Source organism: Corallococcus sp. CA054B, assembly GCF_003611625.1.
Taxonomy (GTDB): Bacteria; Myxococcota; Myxococcia; order Myxococcales; family Myxococcaceae; genus Corallococcus; species Corallococcus coralloides.
Map to the genome: position 1 here is coordinate 1 of NZ_RAVY01000177.1, position 19,559 is coordinate 19,559.

Consider the following 19,559-nt stretch of genomic DNA (forward strand, 5'->3'; position numbering starts at 1 on the left):
ACACCGGGGAGCCCGGGGCCCGCGCCCTTCGCGTCGCGGGTGGCGAGCGCGTCCATCATCGCGTCGCGGATGGGGCGGTAGCCGGTACAGCGGCAGATGTTGCCGCAGAGTTGATCCGCGATGGCCTCCGGCGAGCCCGCGTCCTTGCGACAGTAGGCCTCCACCATGGAGACGACGAAGCCCGGCGTGCAGAAGCCGCACTGCGAGCCGTAGTGCTTCACCATGGCCTGCTGCACGGGGTGGGGCTCGGCGCGGCTGCCCACGCCCTCCACGGTGACGAGCTCGCGCCCGGCCACCATGGGCAACAGCGCGATGCAGCTGTTGAACGCGCGCAGCGTCTTCTGGCCGCTCACGTCCCGGTCCACCATGGCCACGGTGCAGGCGCCGCAGTCGCCCTCGGCGCAGCCCTGCTTCGTGCCCGTCAGGCCGCGCGCGCGCAGGTAATCCAGCAGGGTGGTGTTGGGCGACGCGTCGTCGACCTGGACCGTCTGTCCGTTGAGCCGGAACTCGAAGGGGGTGCTCATTCCCCCGAGGATAGCAGGGGCGCGGGCGCTGGCTGAGCGCCTGCTTCCTGGGCCAGTCCATGATGCAGCTGGAGCAGCCCTGCCGCGATGCTCACGGCCACCTCCTGCGGTGACTTTCCCCCGGTAGGCAGCCCCATGGGGCACTGGACGCGGCCCACCTGCCGGGCGGGCATCCCCTTCGCCTCCAGCCGCTGCCGGAAGCGGGCCCACTTGGTGTCACTGCCGATGAGCCCGATGTAGCGGGCCGGCTTCTGGATGGCGAAGGCGATGATGTCCTGATCCACGTCGTGGCGGTGCGTCATCACCGCCACGTAGGTGCGCTGCTCGTCCCAGACCGCGCGCGCCGCGAAGTCGTCCCACGCCTCCTCGTGACGCACCACGCCCGAGGGCACCCGCGGGGACTGGACCCACTCGGCGCGCTCGTCCACCAGGTGCACGCGAAAGGGGGTGCCCTCCAGGATGCGGCACAGCGCCTGTCCCACGTGGCCGGCGCCGAAGAGGTACAGCTGGGGCCCGTGGTTGACGGGCTCGACGAAGACGTCCACGACTCCTCCACAGCACTGGCCCAGCTTCGCGCCCAGCGGATAGCGGAACGTGCGTGCCTCGCCCCTGGCCAGACTCGCGCGGGCGTCCTGGAGCACGAGCTGCTCCAGGTGGCCGCCGCCAATGGTGCCGTGGAAGGTGCCGTCCGCGCGCACCAGCAGCTTCGCGCCGGGGGGCGCGGGCGTGCTGCCCTTGCACTCCGTCACCGTCACGACGGCGAACGGCGTGTCCTCCCGTGCCCACTCCGCCAGCTGATGAACCCAGTTCCACATGCCGCCGGTGAGTCTGCCACGGCCGCCGTCCGGGCGGCGCCCCTCCGGATGCCTGCCGCGGGGACGAGGGGGCCAGCGCTCGTTGCCGGGCCCATGCGGCACACCACCTTTGCGCCAGTCGATTTCATTCACCGGAATCAAGGAGATGACGTCATGGCCAATACCGACATCGAGACGCTGAACTCCTTCCTGCGCGGTGAGCTCTCCGCCGTGGAGACCTACCGGCAGGCGAGCAAGCACATCAAGAGCGACATCGCCCGGACGGAGGTGGACGCCTGCCTCCATGACCACGAGGCCCGCGTCGACGCCATCAAGGAGCGCATCGAGAAGCTGGGCGGAAGTCCGTCGGAGAGCTCCGGCATCTGGGGCGTCTTCGCCAAGGTGGTCCAGGGCGGAGCGGACCTGCTGGGGGAGAAGGCCGCCATCGACGCCCTGGAGCAGGGCGAGGACCACGGCCTGGCGGACTACAACCGCGACGTGAGCAAGCTCCACGGCGAGGCGCGCAGCTTCGCGCGGCAGCAGCTGCTTCCGGCCCAGAAGCAGACGCATGATCGGCTCAGCCGGCTGAAGCACAATCCGAACCTGCACTGAGCGTATCGGATGCGCAGTGCCGGACATCCCAAGGTGCCCATCCGCGCTCCGGGAATGGGCACCTTGTGACGCATCGCACGTCCCCGCATCCAGGTCTGGAGGCATTCCTGGGGCGTGCGATATTCGGAAGGAGGGGACTTCCACCGGCGAACGAGGGCGAAGACGCACATGAGGCGCGAGCACACGGTGCCGGGGCCACACGGGCCCGGGACCGTCACCGACAGCGAGGACGAGGGACCACCGGCTTCCCGCCCGTCCGACGTGCGCGCCGAAGCCGAGGGCACTCCCTCCATTCCCTCCCCGACGACCGCCGACACCAGCTACGCCGCGGGGGCCCTGGGCACCGGCGTGGAGGTGCTCTTCACCACCTCCGAGCGCGCCCTGCAGTGGGCCTGGCGTGTGCTCCAGCTCGCACGCGGCGTGGTGGAGGCCACGTCCCGGGGGGACGCGTTCATCCGTGAAGCCCGCGCGTCCGTGGTGGACTTCCTGGACCACATCCCCCCGCACGTGCGCCGCAGCGTCGAGGAGGTGCTCGTCTTCTGCAACCTGTGGCAGGCCGTGGGCGTGCGCCTGCGCCGCCGGGGCGGCTTCCCCGCCGGGGACGACACGGCCTGGCGCCAGCTCTGTGAGGACGTGGAGCTGCTCCAGCGCGCCGCCCAGGCCCGGCTGGGCACCGCCGCGGCCCTGGAGCAGGGGCTGCTCAAGGACCTGGGCCGCCTGCGCGAGCTGGCCCTGTCCTGCGGCGACAGCGCCAACGAAGTCACCGTGGGCATGGAGGTGTTCACCCGCTGCATCGCGGAGCTGATGGCCGTGGCCAGCGCCGTGCGCCGCGCGTGGGAGGCCGCCGCCCATGAGCTGGCCGAGTCCGCCGCGTGGCTGCGCGCGGGCGACCCGGCCTTCAGCGCGTGGCTGGCGGAGCACCTGGTCGCCGCCGAGCCCGCGTGGGAGCGCACCCAGAAGATCGCCCGCTGGCTGCGCGACGTGGGCGCCTTCGCGGGCCAGCCATGAGGCGCGGCCCTCTCAGGGTTCGATGAGGATGCGGTGCCGGTGCAGCTCCAGGAGGATGTCCGGATCCAGGTCCGCCTGCTTGTGGTCGCGCAGGTGCTGTCGGACGGCGTCCACGGGCTTCTGGCCGGTGAACTCCACCAGCAGCGAGTAGGCCTCACCCGGCAGCGCCACCGCGTCGTATTCGCTGTACGAGCCCAGCGCCACGCTGCCGTCCGGCAGCCACTTCACCGTCGCGTCCGGGTTGAAGCGCAGCACGCGCGGCAGCGTGGGCGCGGTGGCCTGGGTGTGCAGCTTCTCCAGCACCTTCTGCTCGATGGTGCCGTCCAGGCCCAGCATCCGCTCCAGCCCGTCCCGGGTGACGGTGCGCACGGCGTCGTAGCACGCGCGGTAGAAGTCCTTCTCCATCCCGGCGTAGCCCTTCCAGAGCGCGGCGTACACCTTCGCCGGGGGCGCCGCGTCGTCCAGGTCCTCCACGGACAGCGGGGCCGTGGCCACCTCCGCCTTGTCGCGCCCGTCCAGGAGGAACTCCGGCATCAGCTGGAGCAGCGCGTGGCGAGACAGCTGGAACTCCGCCAGCGTCAGGTACGTCTTGAGCGACATCCAGAAGCGCTGACCGTCCCGGCCCGCCACGTACTTGCAGAAGAACGTGGAGCAGACGGACTCGCGGTACGCCCAGATGGTGCAGCCGCCGGACTCCAGCGCGTAGTACGGGCAGCGCAGCGACGACGCGCGGCCGAAGAACTGGTGCGCGTTCTTGTACAGGTGGTTGAACTTCGCCGGCGGCTTCACCCACTGCGGGCTCACGCCGATGCGGCTATCGATTTTCGCCTCGATGCGCCGGCGCCCCTCCGCCATCTGCGGCGAGTCATCCGACAAGAGCGCGCCCACGAGGTAGTTGGGCAGCCGCGGCTGGTACGTGCAGCACTTGGTGTCCGGCCGGAACAGGTGCTCCGCCCCGTCCACGGACTCCACCGTGGCCTGCGCGGAGGCGCGGCTCATGGCGCAGTTGGAGCAGGTGGCCTTCGTCTCCGTCGGAGCGTCCTTGCGGAAGAAGTCCGGCAGGAGGTCCTGATAGAGGGCGGGCAGCGTCGAGAGGATGGAAGACATGAAGGCTTGGGGGTCAGGCGGACCGGTCGGCCCACTCCAGGTGGTAGGTGGCGGAATCAGGCGAGTGGCGGGTGCGGTGCAGGGTGAAGCCCTGGACTCCCACGCGCAACATCCCTTCTTCCAGCACGCCGTCCACGAAGCCCTCCAGGGCCTCCGGTTCGTTGAACCAGAGGTCCGCCTGGGCGGGGCCCAGCACGGTGAGCCGCGTCTCCGTGTAGTTGTTGCCGCTGCGGAAGTTGTGCTGCATCCGCTCGAGCGAGCGCATGGGCCCCACCACGCGCGCCAGCGTGAGGACCGCGCCGCCCACCAGCGTCTGCGCGTAGCCCTCCACCATCCGCCGGCCCATCAGGCGCCGGCCCTGCTCCACCGGCTGGTCGGGGTGGAGCGTGCGGGCCGTGTCCGCCAGGCAGTCCACCCAGACGGCCAGCGGGTACGCGGCGAGCAGCGGGGCGTGGAGGTTCATCCCCCGCGCGCGCAGCCGGTCCACCAGCTCGGGCGTCAGGGAGGGGGCCAGCACCTTGCGGTACAGGCTGTCCACGCTGCTGCTGAAGATGACGCGCTCGTCCCTCATGGCCCTCCGTCCTTGCCGGGACCCGATACAGGCCCCGGGCGCCCATTCTTCGCCCAGGGCCCGGGAGGAGGCCAGCCCCCTGGCGCCCACCCTCACCGCGGGTACGCGGTGAGGGCAAGCGCCAGGTGCGTCACCAGGCCACGGAGAGGCTCACGCCGCTGTAGGCGGTGTAGCCCCGGAGCAGGAGGTACTGCCGGCCGGCGGTGGGCCGCGCCGCCAGGTTGCACGTCTCGTTGTTGCCCGTCAGGTAGGGGCGGCAGTCGTAGATCTGCGCCGTGGGCGCGAAGCCGAAGCGCGTGTAGAGGTCCACGTCCCCGGTGCCGCTGGAGATGCTCACCGAGGAGGGCGTGTTCGCGGGCACGTCGAAGCAGTAGTACCTCAGCGACGACGCGTTGCCGGAGATGAGCGACACCGTGGTGTTGTTGGGCAGCGGGATACAGGAGGGCGTCGTCGTGACGCCCACGCCCACCGCGGTCCACGCCGCGTCCACCGCGTCCTGGACGGCGGTGCTGTAGCCCAGGCTCTGCGCCGCCACCCGCGTCGCCGTCCTGGCCGCGTAGAGGTTGGTGTTGCGGGTGAAGAGGTTCATGTTGGCGTACCAGAAGATGTGGGCCGCGGCCTCCACGCCGATGGCCGGCACGTTCACCGTCGTCTTTCCTCGCGGGTGCACGCCGCCGGTGGCCATCAGCTTGAACGCCAGGTTGGCCACGCCGGAGCCGGAGTGCACGTCCGTGCTGCTGGTCAGCTCCGGGGCGTAGTCGACGGAGTATCCATCCGCCGCAGGGTCGTTCATGTAGCGCAGGGCATCCCCGGACGTGCCGGGCGTCCAGGCCGTCTCCGCGATGTGCCACACGGGCGTCGCGGTGCTCCAGGTCCCCGAGGCCCAGCTGCCGCAGGTGGCGGCGTAGATGTCCGACAGCGACTCGGTGAGCGCGCCGGACTCGCCGGTGTAGATGAGGTCGGACGTGGTCTCGGTGACGCCGTGCATGAACTCGTGCACGACGATGTCCGGGTCCTCGCACGGCTGCCCCAGCTGGGGCAGGCTGCCGTCACCGCAGACCAGCTTCGCGCCGTCGAAGTATGCGTTCGCGTAACTGGTGCCGTAGTGCACCTGCGCCAGCAGCTGGCCGCCCGTGCCGTTCCATGAGTCCCGGCCGAAGTTCGCCTGGAAGCAGTCGTAGAAGAGGCCCATGTTGTCGTACGTCTTGTCGATGGCCGTGTCGCCGGTGGCCACCTGGCCTTCAATCCGGCACGTGCCGTTGTTGGAGCCGCCCACCGAGCACACCTGTCGGTTGCGCGCGGCGTGGATCTCCGGCGCGCGCAGCACCTCCTGACCGTCCGCCGCGCTCACGTAGACGCGGTCGCGCAGGGGCATGCCGTCCGCGTCCTGTCCGGACACCACCACCTCGAAGGCGCGGACCAGGGAGTCCTCGGGCGTCGGCCGGACGAAGACCTCGCGGGGCGCTCCCGCGCTGCTGCCCGCCGGGGACGCAGCCAGCGCCGCCTCGCTCGCGGCCTCCGGAGCGATGCGGGCGGGGGCCGGAAGGGGTTCGCCGTCACGCGCGGTGCCGTTCACCGCGTACACCTGACCCCGCGCGTCCAGGTGGATGATGAACTCCTCGTTCACCACCGGGAGCCCGCCCTTGGTCTGCGTGTAGCGCAGGTGCGTATTGCCCAGCTCGTCCGTGTGGATGCGCTTGGGCACCACGTCCTTCGCCGTCAGCCGGAAGGCGGGCAGCACGCGCAGCAGGGTGGGCTCCAGGAGCGCGTGCGCCTGCCAGGCGCTGGCACCGGAGACGGGCCGTCCCGCCGCACCCAGCGCGCCCTGGATGAACTGGGGTACGCCGTCCGCGTGCACCCCGCGCACCTCCGCGCCGGGCAGTGCTCCCAGCGCCGACTTCAGGTCTCCCATGCGGGCTTCGGAAGGAACGGAAGGGGCCTCGGCGTCAGGACCTCCCGCACTACATGCGGACAGCGTGAACGTCAGGCCGGCGAGGAGCCAGCGGTTCTTTCGCGTCATGACATGCCCCCAGTGTGGCGAAACGAGTCTGTGCAGCCTGGCGAGCAAAGCATGGAGTCCCAACTGTGAGGCGAATTCCGGAAGGACTGAGAGTGTTGGGAATGAGGCTGAGGACGGAGGAGCGCACACGTCGGCGGTGGTTCACCCACCTGGGTGCTGTGCGGGCGTCCTGGCACGAACTCCGGACGTTGTGACGCGAGGCGCGGTGATAAGGACGGCCCCGCTGTTACCTCCCGTCACCCGTTCGCAAGGACCTTCATGCTCACGCTGCGCGGGGCTCCGGCCCTCTCCGAATTCAGGCTCGCCAAGCTGCTCGCCCGTTGCCGGGAGCGGGTGCCTACGGTGGCCACCCTCTACTCGGAGTTCGTGCACTTCGTGGACGCGTCCGCGCCGCTGACGCAGGACGAGTCGGAGCGGCTGGGGCGCCTGCTGGAGTACGGGCCCCACACGGCGAAGCGCGAGCGCACGGGCACGCTGCTGCTGGTGGTGCCGCGTCCGGGCACGGTGTCGCCCTGGGCCTCCAAGGCGACGGACATCGCGCACCACTGTGGCCTCACGCAGGTGCGCCGCATGGAGCGCGGCATCGCGTTCTTCCTCACCGGCCCCGGCGGCCGGGAGTTGGACGCGAACGAGGCGGAGGGCGTGCAGGCGGTGCTGCACGACCGGATGACGCAGGCGGTGCTGCCCCGGCTGGAGGGCGCGGAGGTGCTGTTCCGCACGGACTCGCCCCGGCCGCTCACCCGGGTGGACGTGCTGGGCGGAGGCCGCGCGGCGCTGGCGAAGGCCAACGGCGAGCTGGGCCTGGCGCTGGCGGAGGACGAAATCGACTACCTGGTGGCGCGCTTCACGGAGCTGAAGCGCAACCCCACCGACGTGGAGTTGATGATGTTCGCGCAGGCGAACAGCGAGCACTGCCGCCACAAAATCTTCAACGCGTCATGGACGGTGGATGGCCAGCCGCGCGAGCGCTCGCTGTTCCAGGCCATCAAGAACACCTACGCCCAGAGCCCGGGCGGCGTGCTGTCCGCGTACAAGGACAACGCCGCCGTCATCGAAGGCTTCGAGGTGGAGCGCTTCTTCCCGCAGGGCGAAGGGCGCGAGTGGGGCACCGTGCGCGAGCCGGCCCACATCATGATGAAGGTGGAGACGCACAACCACCCCACCGCCATCTCGCCGTACCCGGGCGCGGCCACGGGCGCGGGCGGTGAGATCCGCGACGAGGGCGCCACCGGGCGCGGCGCGAAGCCCAAGGCGGGGCTCACCGGCTTCTCCGTCAGCCACCTGCGCCTGCCGGACTTCGCCCGGCCGTGGGAGGTGCCCTACGGCAAGCCGGACCGCATCGTGTCCGCGTTGGACATCATGGTGGACGGCCCGCTGGGCGGCGCCGCGTTCAACAACGAGTTCGGCCGGCCCAACCTCACCGGCTACTTCCGCAGCTTCGAGCAGCACGTGCCCACGCTGGAGGGCGTGGAGGTGCGCGGCTACCACAAGCCCATCATGCTCGCGGGCGGCCTGGGCAACATCCGCGCGGGCCACGTGAAGAAGGCCCCGCTGCGCGCGGGCGACAAGCTCATCGTGCTGGGCGGCCCGGCGATGCTCATCGGCCTGGGCGGCGGCGCGGCGTCGTCCATGGCGCAGGGCGCGAGCGCGGCGGACTTGGACTTCGCCTCCGTGCAGCGTGACAACGCGGAGATGGAGCGCCGCTGCCAGGAGGTCATCGACCAGTGCTGGATGCAGGGCGACCAGAACCCCGTGCGCTCCATCCACGACGTGGGCGCGGGCGGCCTGTCCAACGCGCTGCCGGAGCTGGCGCACGACAACGACCTGGGCGGCCGTCTGGAGCTGCGCGAGGTGCCCAACGACGAGCCGGGCATGTCCCCGGTGGAAATCTGGTGCAACGAGGCGCAGGAGCGCTACGTCCTGGGCGTGGCGCCGGAGGACCTGTCGCGCTTCGCCGCGCTGTGCGAGCGCGAGCGCGCCCCCTTCGCCGTGCTGGGCGAGGCCACGGCGGAGCAGGTGCTCACGCTCACGGACCGCGAGCTGGGGGACACCCCCATCGCGCTGCCCATGGACGTCCTCTTTGGCAAGGCGCCGCGCATGCACCGCGAGTTCGCGTCGCGCCCGCTGAAGCACGCGCCGCTGAGCCTCCCGGGTGACTTGAAGGCCGCGGCGCACGCGGTGCTGTCGCACCCGACGGTGGCGGACAAGTCGTTCCTCATCACCATTGGCGACCGCTCCGTGGGCGGCCACACCGCGCGCGACCAGATGGTGGGGCCGTGGCAGGTGCCTGTGGCGGACTGCGCGGTGACGCTGTCGTCGCTGATGTCCGACACAGGCGAGGCGATGGCGCTCGGCGAGCGCACGCCGGTGGCGCTGGTGGACGCGGCGGCCTCCGCGCGCATGGCGGTGGGCGAGGCGCTCACCAACCTGGCGGCGGCGCGCATCGGGAAGCTGTCGGACGTGAAGCTGTCCGCGAACTGGATGGCGGCGGCGGGCAGCCCCGGCGAGGACGCGAACCTCTACGCCGCGGTGCACGCGGTGGGCATGGAGCTGTGCCCCGCGCTGGGCATCGCCATCCCGGTGGGCAAGGACTCCATGTCCATGCGCACGCAGTGGCAGGAGGACGGCCAGAAGAAGGCGGTGACGGCGCCCCTGTCGCTCATCATCACCGCGTTCGCGCCGGTGCTGGACGCGCGCGTCACGCTGACGCCGCAGCCGGTGGACGTGGCGGGGGACACGCGCCTCTTGCTGTTGGATGTCGCGAAGGGCCGGCAGCGGCTGGGGGCGTCCGTGCTGGCGCAGGTGCACCAGCAGGTGGGCCCGGAGTGCCCGGACGTGGACGACCCGGCGGCGCTGAAGGGCTTCTTCACGGCGGTGCAGGAACTCCAGGCGGCGGGCGTGCTGCTCGCGTACCACGACCGCTCCGACGGCGGCCTCTGGGCCACGCTCGCGGAGATGGCCTTCGCCGGCCATTGCGGTCTGGACGTGGACCTGGCCCCGCTGGGCGGCGACGCGGTGGCGGCCCTCTTCAACGAGGAGCTGGGCGCGGTGGTGCAGGTGCGCGCGTCCGACGTGGCTCGCGTGCGTGATGCCTTCACCCGCCACGGCCTGGGCGCGCACGTCCACGAGCTGGGGCGCCCCACGTCCCAGCAGGTGGTGCGCGTGCGGCACGGCGGCCGGGAGCTGCTCGCGGAGGAGACGGTGGCGCTCAAGCGCACCTGGTCCCGCGTGAGCTACGAGATCCAGAAGCTGCGTGACAACCCCACCTGCGCGGAGGAGGAGTACGCCGCGAAGTGCGACGCGGGCGACCCGGGCCTGTCGCCCAGGCTCACGTTCGACCCGAAGGTGGACGTGGCGGCGCCGTACATCGCCAAGGGGGCCCGGCCTCGCGTGGCGGTGCTGCGTGAGCAGGGCGTCAACAGCCAGCAGGAGATGGCGGCGGCGTTCACCCGCGCGGGCTTCACCGCGGTGGACGTGCACATGAGCGACCTGCTGTCGGGCCGCGTGTCGCTGAAGGACTTCCACGGCGTGATGGCGTGCGGCGGCTTCAGCTACGGCGACGTGCTGGGCGCGGGCGGCGGGTGGGCGAAGTCCATCCTCTTCAACCCGCGCACGCGGGACGCCTTCTCGGAGTTCTTCGCGCGGCCGGACAGCTTCGGCCTGGGTGCGTGCAACGGCTGCCAGATGTTCGCGCAGCTGCGCGAACTCATCCCCGGCGCGGACGGCTGGCCGCGCTTCGTGCGCAACGCGTCCGAGCAGTTCGAGGCCCGCCTGGGCACCGTTGAAATCGCGCCGTCGCCGTCGCTCTTCTACAAGGGCATGGAGGGCAGCCGGATGCTCATCGTCGTGTCGCACGGCGAGGGGCGGGCGGAGTTCGCCAACGCTGACGCCGCCGCGCGGTTCAACGCCGCCGGGCTGGTGACGACGCGCTGGGTGGACAACCGGGGCCAGGTGGCGGCGAAGTACCCGGCCAACCCCAACGGCTCGCCGCACGGCATTGCCGGCGTCACCACGAAGGACGGGCGCTTCACCATCACCATGCCGCACCCGGAGCGCGTGCACCGCACCGTGCAGCACTCCTGGCACCCGGCGGAGTGGGGCGAGGACGGCCCCTGGATGCGCATGTTCCGCAACGCCCGCGTCACCCTGGGCTGAGGCGACGAGGGCCTCGCGTCACTTCAGGAAGGCGTCCCGCACGGCGTCCAGCAACGGGTTGGCACCGGTCTCCGGATCGGTGCAACCCTGGTTGAGCGTCCAGATGATGGTGCCGCCGTAGCCCTCCTGCTTCACGAAGGCGCCCTTGGCGGCGATGGCCTGCGGGCTGTCGTAGGAGATCCACGTCACCGTGCCGTCCTCCACGAGCTTGTCCGGAGCGAACGTCACGTAGCTGGCCTGGGCCTTCTCGTCCCACTGGTACTTCCCCTGCTTCGAATAGCGGAGGATCTTCTTGTAGGTGAACGAGTTGTCCCCGCCCACGTAGTCGGACCAGTTCGTGAAGGGCTGGTAGGGCCCGGTGATGTGGCGCCACGCGAGGCCGTAGAAGGGGATGCCGATGCCCAGCTTCGCCTTGGGGATGCCGGCTTTCACCCACAGGTCCAGGCTGGACGCGATGGACGTGGGGTGCAGCCCCTGTTCGCCCTTGAGCGCGGACGTGTGCCAGGACTTCCAGCCGTCCCACGCGCCAATCATCTCGTAGGACATCAGGTTCATCTGGTCGAAGTGCGTCGCCAGCTCCGCGAACCAGGGGTCGGCGTCGGTGGGGAAGTTGGTGTTGATCCAGTGGAGGGGGAAGGTGAGGAGCATCTTCGGCCGCGCCTCGCGCAGGGCCTTCACCAGGGCCAGCAGGTGCGGCCGGTCCTCCTTCTCCACGGGCTCCCAGTCCAGGTCCAGCCCGTCGTAGCCGAAGTCGTCCATCGCCTTCAGCAGCGAGCGGACGAACTTCGCGCGGTTCGCGTCGGACGCGGCGCCCACCCAGCCGTCGTGCTCACCGGAGCCGCCCACCATGATGAGCGCCTTGCGGCCCGCCGCATGCGCGCGCTTCGACAGCGTGCGGGCGATCTCCGGCCCCCGGTCGTTGTCGAACTTCGTGCTCAGCGTGCCGTCCGCCTTCGGCGTGACGCGGCCCACGAGGATGTGCGTGAGCGCGCTGAAGTCCACCTTCTCCGGCGGATAGTCGTCCGCGTTCCAGCCCGTGTAGTAGCCCGAAACCCACTTGCCACCCTGACCCGGCGGACCCTTCACGACTGGGGATGCACTCACCACCACGCTGGCCTGGACCACCTGGCTCGGGTCCGCCTTGCTCCGGGCCATCACCCGGTACGTGCCCGGCTTGCGAGGCGCGGTGTAGACGCCAGCGGCGCTGATGGTGCCCCGCTCGTTCCCGGGCTCCACGCTCCAGGCCACCTCCGTGTCCTTGCTGTTCGTCACGGTGGCGCGGAAGGCGTGCGTGGCCCCCGGCGACAGGAAGACCGCGGGTGATTCCAGCGTGATGGTCACTGGCCGGGGGCCCTGCTCGACGCCAATGTCGTCGAAGAAGAGCGGCGGCAGCGTCTTGCCGCTGTCCTCCTGAAGCCACAGGCCGGTGATGCGTGTGCGGCCTTCGGGCAGCAGCTTCGCCAGCGGCACGCGGCAGGTCGTCCACTTCCTGGCGGGGATGGCGCCGCCCTCGCAGGTGGGGCCCAGGGGGACGCCCACGGGTTGCTCGGAGCCGATGACGACGCGCGCGCGCACCGCTGCGTTCGCGCCGTCCTTCCCACCATTCACCTTCAGCACCAGCGTGTCATCCGGTGACACTTCGAAGCCCGGGTGGCCGAAGTACAGCGCCTCCCAGGGGCCCATCGTCACGGAGATGGCGTGGCTGCCCGAGGCCCCCGACACGGTGGCGCTCATCGCGTGCGCGCCTGCCCACGTCAGGTCCTCCCAGGGCGAAGCCAGCCGGTCCTGATAGAGCCACGTCACCTGGGGAGACCTGGGCGGTGCGGCCTTGGAGGGCGGGGCCCCCTGGGAAACACCGCCCAGCAACAACGCGGTGAGCAGCACCCAGGGTCCGGCTGGAGGTCGTCGCATGGCCTCCCATCCTCGCAGAGGGAGGGGAGGCGCGTCCTGCATCGAGGCACCAGGTAGGCCACCAGGAGTTCGTCAAAGAGTCCCGGACCGGAAGTCTTCCGTGAACGCTCAACCCCAACGGAGCGTCGCGATGGGCCGCGACGTCATGAGTGCGCGGATGCCAAGACGGAGCACGGACATTGACCCCCGCCCGGGGCCGGTTCCCTCAAGACCTGTCCGACAGTCGGACAGGTTCGCACCGCATGAAGCCGAGGACGTGAGCCTCGCGGAGCCCCAAGGCGGGCCACGACGTCGTGAGTACGCGGACGAGAAGGTGGATGCACGGACAGCGACCCCCACGCGGGCCCTGCTCCCTCCAAACTTGTCCGACAGTCGGACAGGCTTCCCCCACACAAGGCCCGAGGCTGCCAGCCTACAGGTGCGCGACGTCATGAGTGCGCGGACACCAGGATGGAGCACGGACGGAGCCTCCTGCACCCGGGCCCGGCTCACTCCAAACTTGTCCGACAGTCGGACAGGTTTTCGCGGCTTTTGGCCGAGGACGAGCCCATCCCGGTAGGTGAGCGACGTTGTGCGAGCACAAACGCCAACGAGGGGCACGGACAAAGGCTCCGCCCGGGCCTGGTTCCCTCCAAACCTGTCCGACAGTCAGACATGTTTCCGCCGCATGAGGCGCAGGCCGAGCCGGCCCGGCAGGCGACGAGGACGGTTTGCTTGTCCGACAGACGGACAGGTTTCCGCGGCATGCCCCGAGGCCGCACGGGCCCGGCGGGGGGCGAGTCATTCGTGTGCAAACGCCGAGGTAGGGCTCGGCCAGATGTGCCCGGCCGAGACCGGTTGCCTCAAAACTTGTCCGACAGTCGGACAGGTTTTCGCCCAATGCGGCCCGGGGGCGTGCTCGCCCGGCAAGTGACGCGGAGGGTGGACCCGCGCGTCCATGTCAGACCCCTGTGGTTGGATGGCGATGCTGGGACGAGGAAGGGGATGGGGATGGGACGGGGAGGACTCGTGGCCTATGTGGAGGCGCAAATCGAGCGCGATATCGCGCTGGGACGGTTGCCCCCGAGCGGGCAATTCGGCTCGGAAGCGAAGCTGGCGCGTCGCTATGAGGTGTGCCGGGGCACCATTCGTGAGGCGCTCCGACGACTGGCCGCGCGGGGGCTGGTGGTGCAGCGCTCCGGACGCAAGACGCGCGCGGTGGCGCTGGATGAGTCGCTGACGTTGGAGAACCTGGGCCTGGCGCTGCATGACGCGCGCAACCCGGAGGCCCGGTGGCTCCTGGAGGGCTACTTCAGCCTCAAGCGTCAGGTGCTGGTGGAGCTGCTGGCCGACTGCTGCGCGAGGGCGTCGGACCTCGACCTGGAGCGGCTGAGGAGCACGTGCTTCCAGCTCCAGGACGCGGCGCGCTGGGAGTCGGGGGCCACCTGTGCGCAGGTGGAGTTCGAGTTGCTGCGGCAGGCTGCGCGGGTGGCGGCGCGTCCCGGGCACGTGCTCCTCGTTCAGTCCCTGCAGCGGGCATTCCTCGGAGGCGCCGCCCAACTGCTGCCGCTCCTGGGCGGTGAGGTGCTGCGCGAGTGGGCGTTCCGCGTGATGGCGATTCTTCACGAGCGCGACGTGCAGGCGCTTCAGCACGAGCTGCCGGCGCTGCTGAAGGCTTGCGATGAGCGAGTGCTGAACGCATTCGCCCCTGCTCCCCAGGCGCCTGCATCCCCCGAGGCCCAGCTCACCCACGAGGACCTCGTCGTTGCGCCCGTGTCTGCCACCGGGCTGGAGGATGCGCCGGAGGTACGCCCTTACGTCGAAGAGGGTGACCTCGGTCGCCATACGTCAGCCACCGCGCAGGACGAGATGCTGGAGGCACGCCCCGATATTGAAGAGGGGGACGTCGGCCGACCTCCGTCAGCCACCGCGCAGGCCGAGATGCTGGAGGCACGCCCCGACATTGAAGAGGGTGACGTCGGTCGCCGTACGTCAGCCACCGCGCAGGACGAGGCGCCGGAGGTACGTTCCTGCTTGGAGGCGCGTGGACCTGGCCGCCTGGCAGCATCCGTTGAGCCGGACACCGCACTTGGAGCACTCCCCCTTGTGGATGCGCCTGGCCCCGGCTGTTGCGCCGCTCCAACCACCGGGGCTCTTGGGGTTGCACCTCTCCGCGATGCAGCGTCCTTTCCCGTGGTGCCCGACTGTCGGACAGGTTCTGAGGCCTCGTCTCAGGAGGGGGCCTTCGGCGATTCGAGGCTCCACCCTCCAGCTTCTTCGGACTCAGCCGCGTGGCGGTTCGCAAGGTGGGCGAGCCGCTTCGTGGACTTCAGGGCTCTTTGGGGCCGGTGGGCCGCTCGCCTCCGGGGCTCTGTGGGTCAGTCACTGGGCCCCGATGCTTCTTGAGCGACGACAGCCGGAGGCCTCCGGCCGAGCCGTGACTCCGTGGCCGGAGGCGCCAATGAACTTCCGGCGAGCTGCTCAGGCCCGGACCAGCTCGATGGGGCTGCCTTCGGGGACGTGCTTCATGGCCACGGAGTTCATGCAGTAGCGCAGCCCCGTGGGCGGCGGGCCGTCCGGGAACACGTGGCCCAGGTGGCCGTCGCAGCGCGCGCAGCGGACCTCGGTGCGGACCATCCCGTGCGACACGTCGCGGATCTCCGTGACCGAGTCCTCCGACAGCGTCTGGGTGAAGGACGGCCAGCCGGTGCCGGACTCGAACTTCGTCCCGGCCTTGAACAGCGGGTTGTTGCAGCCCGCGCACACGTAGGTGCCCGGCGTCTTGGTGCCGAGGAAACAGCCCGTTCCCGGGTACTCGGTGCCGTGCTGACGCAGCACCTGGAACTCCTCGGGGGTGAGGCGCTTGCGCCACTCGTCGTTGGAAAGAATGAGCTTGTCCGCCATGGGTCCTCCTCCACGTTTCGGGCCTGGAGCCCGGAGCACGGCCTTGGATGCACCGTGGGCCTTTGCGTCGCACCCTATACCAGGCGGATAGGCAGGGGCCCGGCGCCTCGGTTCTGCTCCTCACGAAACGGCAGGCCTTCAGGGCAATGGGTTGGATGTCCGTGCGCCGGTTGTACTGCTCCGGGACGCGGGCGCGCGTCATCAGGAGGTCTGCCCATGCGGATTTCGGAGCTGATGCAGAGGGACGTGAAGACCATCGACGCGGATGAATGCCTGAGTTCCGCCGCTGAACGGCTGGACACCGCCAGTCTGGGGGCGCTGCCCGTCACGGAGCACGGCCGGGTGGTGGGACTGCTCACCGACTCCGAGCTCTTCCTGTGCTCCACCGTCCACGGCCATGACCCCGACGTCACCACCGTGCGCGAGGCGATGACGGCCCCGCTCGTCACCTGTCCGGAGGACGCGCCGCTGGAGGCCGGCGAGCGCCTGATGGAGCAGCACCACCTGAACCGCCTGGTGGTCGTGGACGCGGACCATCACGCGGTGGGGCTCCTCTGCCTGGACGACGTCGCCTCCGAGTCCCTCACGCTGCTGCGGCCCGGCGAGCCGCTGGAATACCTGAGCCTCTACTCCTGAGCCCACGGAAGGCCCGGCGCCCCCTTCACTTCGCGGGAAGGGGGCACCGGGCCGGTGCTTCATGAACGGACGCTCAGCCCGCCACGGCCGGCTGGCACGCGGCGGACAGCCACGCCACGGCGTCATCCCAGGGCAGGTCGCGCTGCGAACCGTCGCGCTGCCGCAGGCGGACGCCCTTCGACTCCACCTCGCGGCCACCCACCACCGCGAGGAACGGCACGCCGTCCTCGTGCGAGCCCAGGACCTTCTTCGACAGGGACTCGTCCCGCACGTCCGCCCGCGCGCGGCAGCCGGCCAGCCGCAGCCGCGCCGCCAGGCTTTCCGCGTACGCGGCGGCCCCCGCTCCCACGGAGGCCACCACCACCTGCTCGGGCGCGAGCCACGCCGGTAGCGCACCGCCATGATGCTCCAACAGCACGCCGATGAAGCGCTCCAGGCTGCCGAACAGCGCGCGGTGAAGCATCACCGGGCGCAGGCGCTCTCCGGACGCGCCGACGTAGTGCAGGTCGAAGCGCTCCGGCAGCACCAGGTCCAGCTGGATCGTGCCGCACTGCCACGCACGGCCCAGCCGGTCCTTCAGCACGAACTCCAGCTTGGGCCCGTAGAAGGCACCCTCGCCGGGCTGGTCCTCGTACTGGAGGCCCGCCTGCTTCGCCGCGGACTGGAGCCACGCCTCCGCCTGGTCCCACAGCGCGTCACCGCCCGCGCGCATCGCCGGACGGCTGGAGAAGGCCACCTGTACGTCGTCAAAGCCGAAGCCCGCGTAGAACGCCTTGAGCGAGCGCACGAAGCGGACCACCTCCGCCTCCACCTGCTCCGCCGCGCAGAAGATGTGGCCGTCGTCCTGCGTGAACTGGCGCAGGCGGAACAGCCCGTGCAGCGCGCCGCTGGGCTCGCTGCGGTGCACCAGCCCGAACTCCCCCAGGCGCAGGGGCAGGTCGCGGTGGCTGGGCGCCATGCGCTGCACGAGCTGGATGTGGCCCGGGCAGCTCACCGGCTTGAGCGCCAGGTGCCGGTCGCCCTCCGGCATGCAGAACATGTTCTGGCGGAAGTTCTCCCAGTGGCCGCTCTGCTCCCACAACGGCTGGGAGCACAGCTGCGGCGTACGGACTTCGCGGTAGCCCTCCTCGCGCATGCGCTGGCGGACGTGGTCCTCCAGCAGCCGGTACAGCATCAGTCCGCGCGGGTGCCAGAACACCATGCCCGGGGCCTCCTCCTGCAGGTGGAAGAGGTCCAGGCGCTGGCCCAGCGCGCGGTGGTCGTGTTCATCAAGCATTGGCGTCTCCGTGTGTCGGTCGGGATGAAGCAGCCGGGGCCGGACACGGGGCGTGTGAGGTTGCACGGTCGCCCCGGCCGGACTTCGGCGGGGCGGGAAACCGTGCGCTCGTCAGGACACCGACACGCGCACCGCACCCACGCCCGCCGAAGCGGTGGTGGTCGTGGTCGCGGTGGTGTGGATGACGAGGTTCACGGGACAAGAAGTGCTCCCGGATGCACGGAAAGTCAAGCCGTGCTCCGGGACGGGGTGCTTCAGCCCAGGAGGGACAGAAGGCCGGCGAGGCCCACGAACAGATAGAAAAGCGACTCGCCCGCGATGAGGCCGCCGCCCACCAGCGACATGGTGCTCATGTCCTCCGGCAGCACGGCCTCACCCGGCGCGGGCTCCTTCCGGAAGCGCTTGGAGACGGTGTTGAAGAGGGACGTGAGGATGCCGCCCATGCCGAACCAGATGGCCGCGGGCAGCGCGATGAAGCCGCCGAACGCGAGCGCGTAGGGGCTGGCCAGCACCAGCGAGTCCATCCCCCAGCCCACGCCGAACCCCGTGCGCGAACCCTGCACGTAGCTCTGGTACGCGGGGCGGCGGCGCACCACCTTGCGGATGACCTCCAGCGTGAAGCCGATGGACAGGCCCACGAGCAGCGCCGTCACCTTGTGCGCCGACAGCGTGCCCAGGTCGCGGATGGCGCCCACGAACTTGTACGTCATCGCGGAGCTCCACTGGGCCACCTTCACGTCCGGATGATCCAACTGGTTGACGGACAGCACCGGGTACGCGCCCATGAACACGCGCGCCAGCACCACGCACAGCACCGCGCCCATGAAGATGCCCAGCACCTGGTAGCGGAACTGCACCACGCGGTTGGTGCCCAGGCGCCACCCGGTGGAGCGGTCCTGCTGCATGTCGCAGCCCACCGACGTGGAGATGAGCAGGATGGAGGACGCCATCAGCCCCACCAGCGGATCCTTCAGGCCCAAGAGTGACATCAGCAGCACCGACACCACGAAGGCGCTGGAGATGGGGTTGTTGTCGCTGATGCCGTAGGCGATGCCGTTGATCAGCACGAACAGCAGCGACAGCACGAGCCCGAAGATGATGAAGCCCGGGGGCTGGTGCAGCACCTGCGTGGCCACCACGACGACGGCCGCGCCCCAGCCCACCACCCAGGCGATGAGCCGGGGCACGTTGACCTTCTTCCACGCGGGCTCGGTGTCCGCGGGCGCCTGCGCGCGGCCCCGGATGCGGTCCACCGCCTGCACCGCGAGCAGTGCCAGGTCCACCAGCGCCGCGCCGCAGATCATCGCCAGCGAGATGAGGAAGCCGATCTTCCGGTACGGATCATTCGGCCCCAACCACCCGATGCTCTGAAGATAGGGCGAGAGGGCGTAGCCGATGAGGCCCATGAGCATGGCGGGCACGGTGATGCGGCTGCCCACCACCATGCCGGCGCCCACCGTGGAGCTGCTCACGCTCAGCGCGGCGATGGCGGCGAACTTCTCCGTGAGCCACGCGGCCAGGATGCCCAGGCCGGTGCCGCCGCCCAGCTTCGCGATGGAGGCCTTGAGCAGGCGCTTGTCCGTGAGCGCTCGCAGGATGTTGGCCACCGCGTAGCCGGACGGGTAGTCCAGCTGGAGCCGGTCCACGAGCAGCGGCGTGTAGAGCATGCCCACGCCCACGCCGAACATGCCCACGCAGCCCACGAAGAGCATCAGCTGCCACGCGGGCGGCTGCGGCATGCCCAGCCACACCATGGCTTGGATCAGCACGGCCATGGCGCACAGCGAGGCCACCGACGCGGCCATCGTCTGCATGTAGTTGGCGCCGTGCTTGCCCTCCGCGCCGTAGCCGTAGGTGACGACGCTGCCGAGGATGCCGGACAGCACCTGGCTGGCGACGAAGAAGCCCAGGCTGAAGTTCATGTACGACGCGGCCACGCCGCCCAGCGGGCCCAGGATGAAGATGGCCACCGACGCGAGCAGCAGGTGGTACTTCCACGTGCCCACCGCGGGCAGGAAGCGGAAGCGCGGCGCGACGGCGTCGGGCACGGAGGACAGGGGGG

14 protein-coding genes are annotated in these 19,559 nt (G+C 70.4%); 5 read left to right on the forward strand and 9 right to left on the reverse strand.

What is annotated here, in order from left to right:
- Positions 1-524 (reverse strand): 2Fe-2S iron-sulfur cluster-binding protein (locus tag D7V80_RS31750; RefSeq protein ID WP_147447274.1); only part of this gene is annotated, 524 nt, incomplete at its 3' end.
- On the reverse strand, positions 521-1,339 hold the full coding sequence (xdhC, locus tag D7V80_RS31755) for a xanthine dehydrogenase accessory protein XdhC (RefSeq protein ID WP_120591689.1): 819 nt from the start codon (positions 1,337-1,339) through the stop codon (positions 521-523). The genes D7V80_RS31750 and xdhC, both read right to left, overlap by 4 nt.
- A 153-nt stretch (positions 1,340-1,492) precedes the next feature.
- Here xdhC and D7V80_RS31760 point away from each other — a divergent pair, with 153 nt between their 5' ends.
- A complete protein-coding gene (locus tag D7V80_RS31760) occupies positions 1,493-1,930 on the forward strand; it encodes a DUF2383 domain-containing protein (protein WP_120591690.1) in 438 nt (145 codons plus the stop codon).
- 168 nt (positions 1,931-2,098) lie between these two features.
- Positions 2,099-2,938 carry a hypothetical protein gene (locus D7V80_RS31765; protein ID WP_120591691.1) on the forward strand — a complete coding sequence of 280 codons (840 nt, stop codon included), beginning with the start codon at positions 2,099-2,101 and terminating at the stop codon, positions 2,936-2,938.
- Positions 2,939-2,950: 12 nt separating this feature from the next.
- On the opposite strand, the gene D7V80_RS31770 is transcribed toward D7V80_RS31765, so the two are convergent.
- The 3 genes from D7V80_RS31770 to D7V80_RS31780 form a co-directional block, all read right to left on the reverse strand.
- A complete protein-coding gene (locus D7V80_RS31770; protein ID WP_120591692.1) occupies positions 2,951-4,045 on the reverse strand; it encodes a hypothetical protein in 1,095 nt (364 codons plus the stop codon).
- A 13-nt stretch (positions 4,046-4,058) separates the two neighbouring features.
- On the reverse strand, positions 4,059-4,616 hold the full coding sequence (locus D7V80_RS31775) for a DUF2378 family protein (RefSeq protein ID WP_120591693.1): 558 nt from the start codon (positions 4,614-4,616) through the stop codon (positions 4,059-4,061).
- A 130-nt stretch (positions 4,617-4,746) separates the two neighbouring features.
- The gene (locus tag D7V80_RS31780; protein WP_233585873.1) at positions 4,747-6,528 is read right to left on the reverse strand and encodes a M4 family metallopeptidase; all 1,782 of its coding nucleotides are present in this window, start codon (positions 6,526-6,528) and stop codon (positions 4,747-4,749) included.
- Between the two features lie 366 nt (positions 6,529-6,894).
- Between D7V80_RS31780 and purL the strand changes: the two genes are divergently transcribed.
- Positions 6,895-10,791 (forward strand): phosphoribosylformylglycinamidine synthase, encoded by a 3,897-nt coding sequence (gene purL / locus D7V80_RS31785; protein ID WP_120591695.1) that lies wholly within the window; start codon positions 6,895-6,897, stop codon positions 10,789-10,791.
- A gap of 18 nt (positions 10,792-10,809) precedes the next feature.
- Here purL and D7V80_RS31790 read toward each other — a convergent pair whose 3' ends face one another.
- Entirely contained in the window at positions 10,810-12,702 is a 1,893-nt protein-coding gene (locus D7V80_RS31790; protein ID WP_120591696.1) for a glycoside hydrolase family 18 protein, read from the reverse strand.
- A 984-nt stretch (positions 12,703-13,686) separates the two neighbouring features.
- Between D7V80_RS31790 and D7V80_RS43110 the strand changes: the two genes are divergently transcribed.
- Positions 13,687-15,087, forward strand: coding sequence for a FadR/GntR family transcriptional regulator (locus D7V80_RS43110; RefSeq protein WP_233585874.1), 1,401 nt, complete (start codon positions 13,687-13,689; stop codon positions 15,085-15,087).
- Between the two features lie 75 nt (positions 15,088-15,162).
- Here D7V80_RS43110 and msrB read toward each other — a convergent pair whose 3' ends face one another.
- Positions 15,163-15,585, reverse strand: coding sequence for a peptide-methionine (R)-S-oxide reductase MsrB (gene msrB / locus D7V80_RS31800; protein ID WP_120591697.1), 423 nt, complete (start codon positions 15,583-15,585; stop codon positions 15,163-15,165).
- A 216-nt stretch (positions 15,586-15,801) separates the two neighbouring features.
- Between msrB and D7V80_RS31805 the strand changes: the two genes are divergently transcribed.
- Complete coding sequence (locus D7V80_RS31805) at positions 15,802-16,221, forward strand: CBS domain-containing protein (protein ID WP_120591698.1); 420 nt, start codon at positions 15,802-15,804, stop codon at positions 16,219-16,221.
- Between the two features lie 73 nt (positions 16,222-16,294).
- On the opposite strand, the gene thrS is transcribed toward D7V80_RS31805, so the two are convergent.
- A complete protein-coding gene (thrS, locus tag D7V80_RS31810) occupies positions 16,295-17,497 on the reverse strand; it encodes a threonine--tRNA ligase (protein WP_120591699.1) in 1,203 nt (400 codons plus the stop codon).
- A gap of 254 nt (positions 17,498-17,751) precedes the next feature.
- A complete protein-coding gene (locus tag D7V80_RS31815; RefSeq protein WP_233585875.1) occupies positions 17,752-19,554 on the reverse strand; it encodes an OPT/YSL family transporter in 1,803 nt (600 codons plus the stop codon).
- Positions 19,555-19,559: the final 5 nt, after the last annotated feature.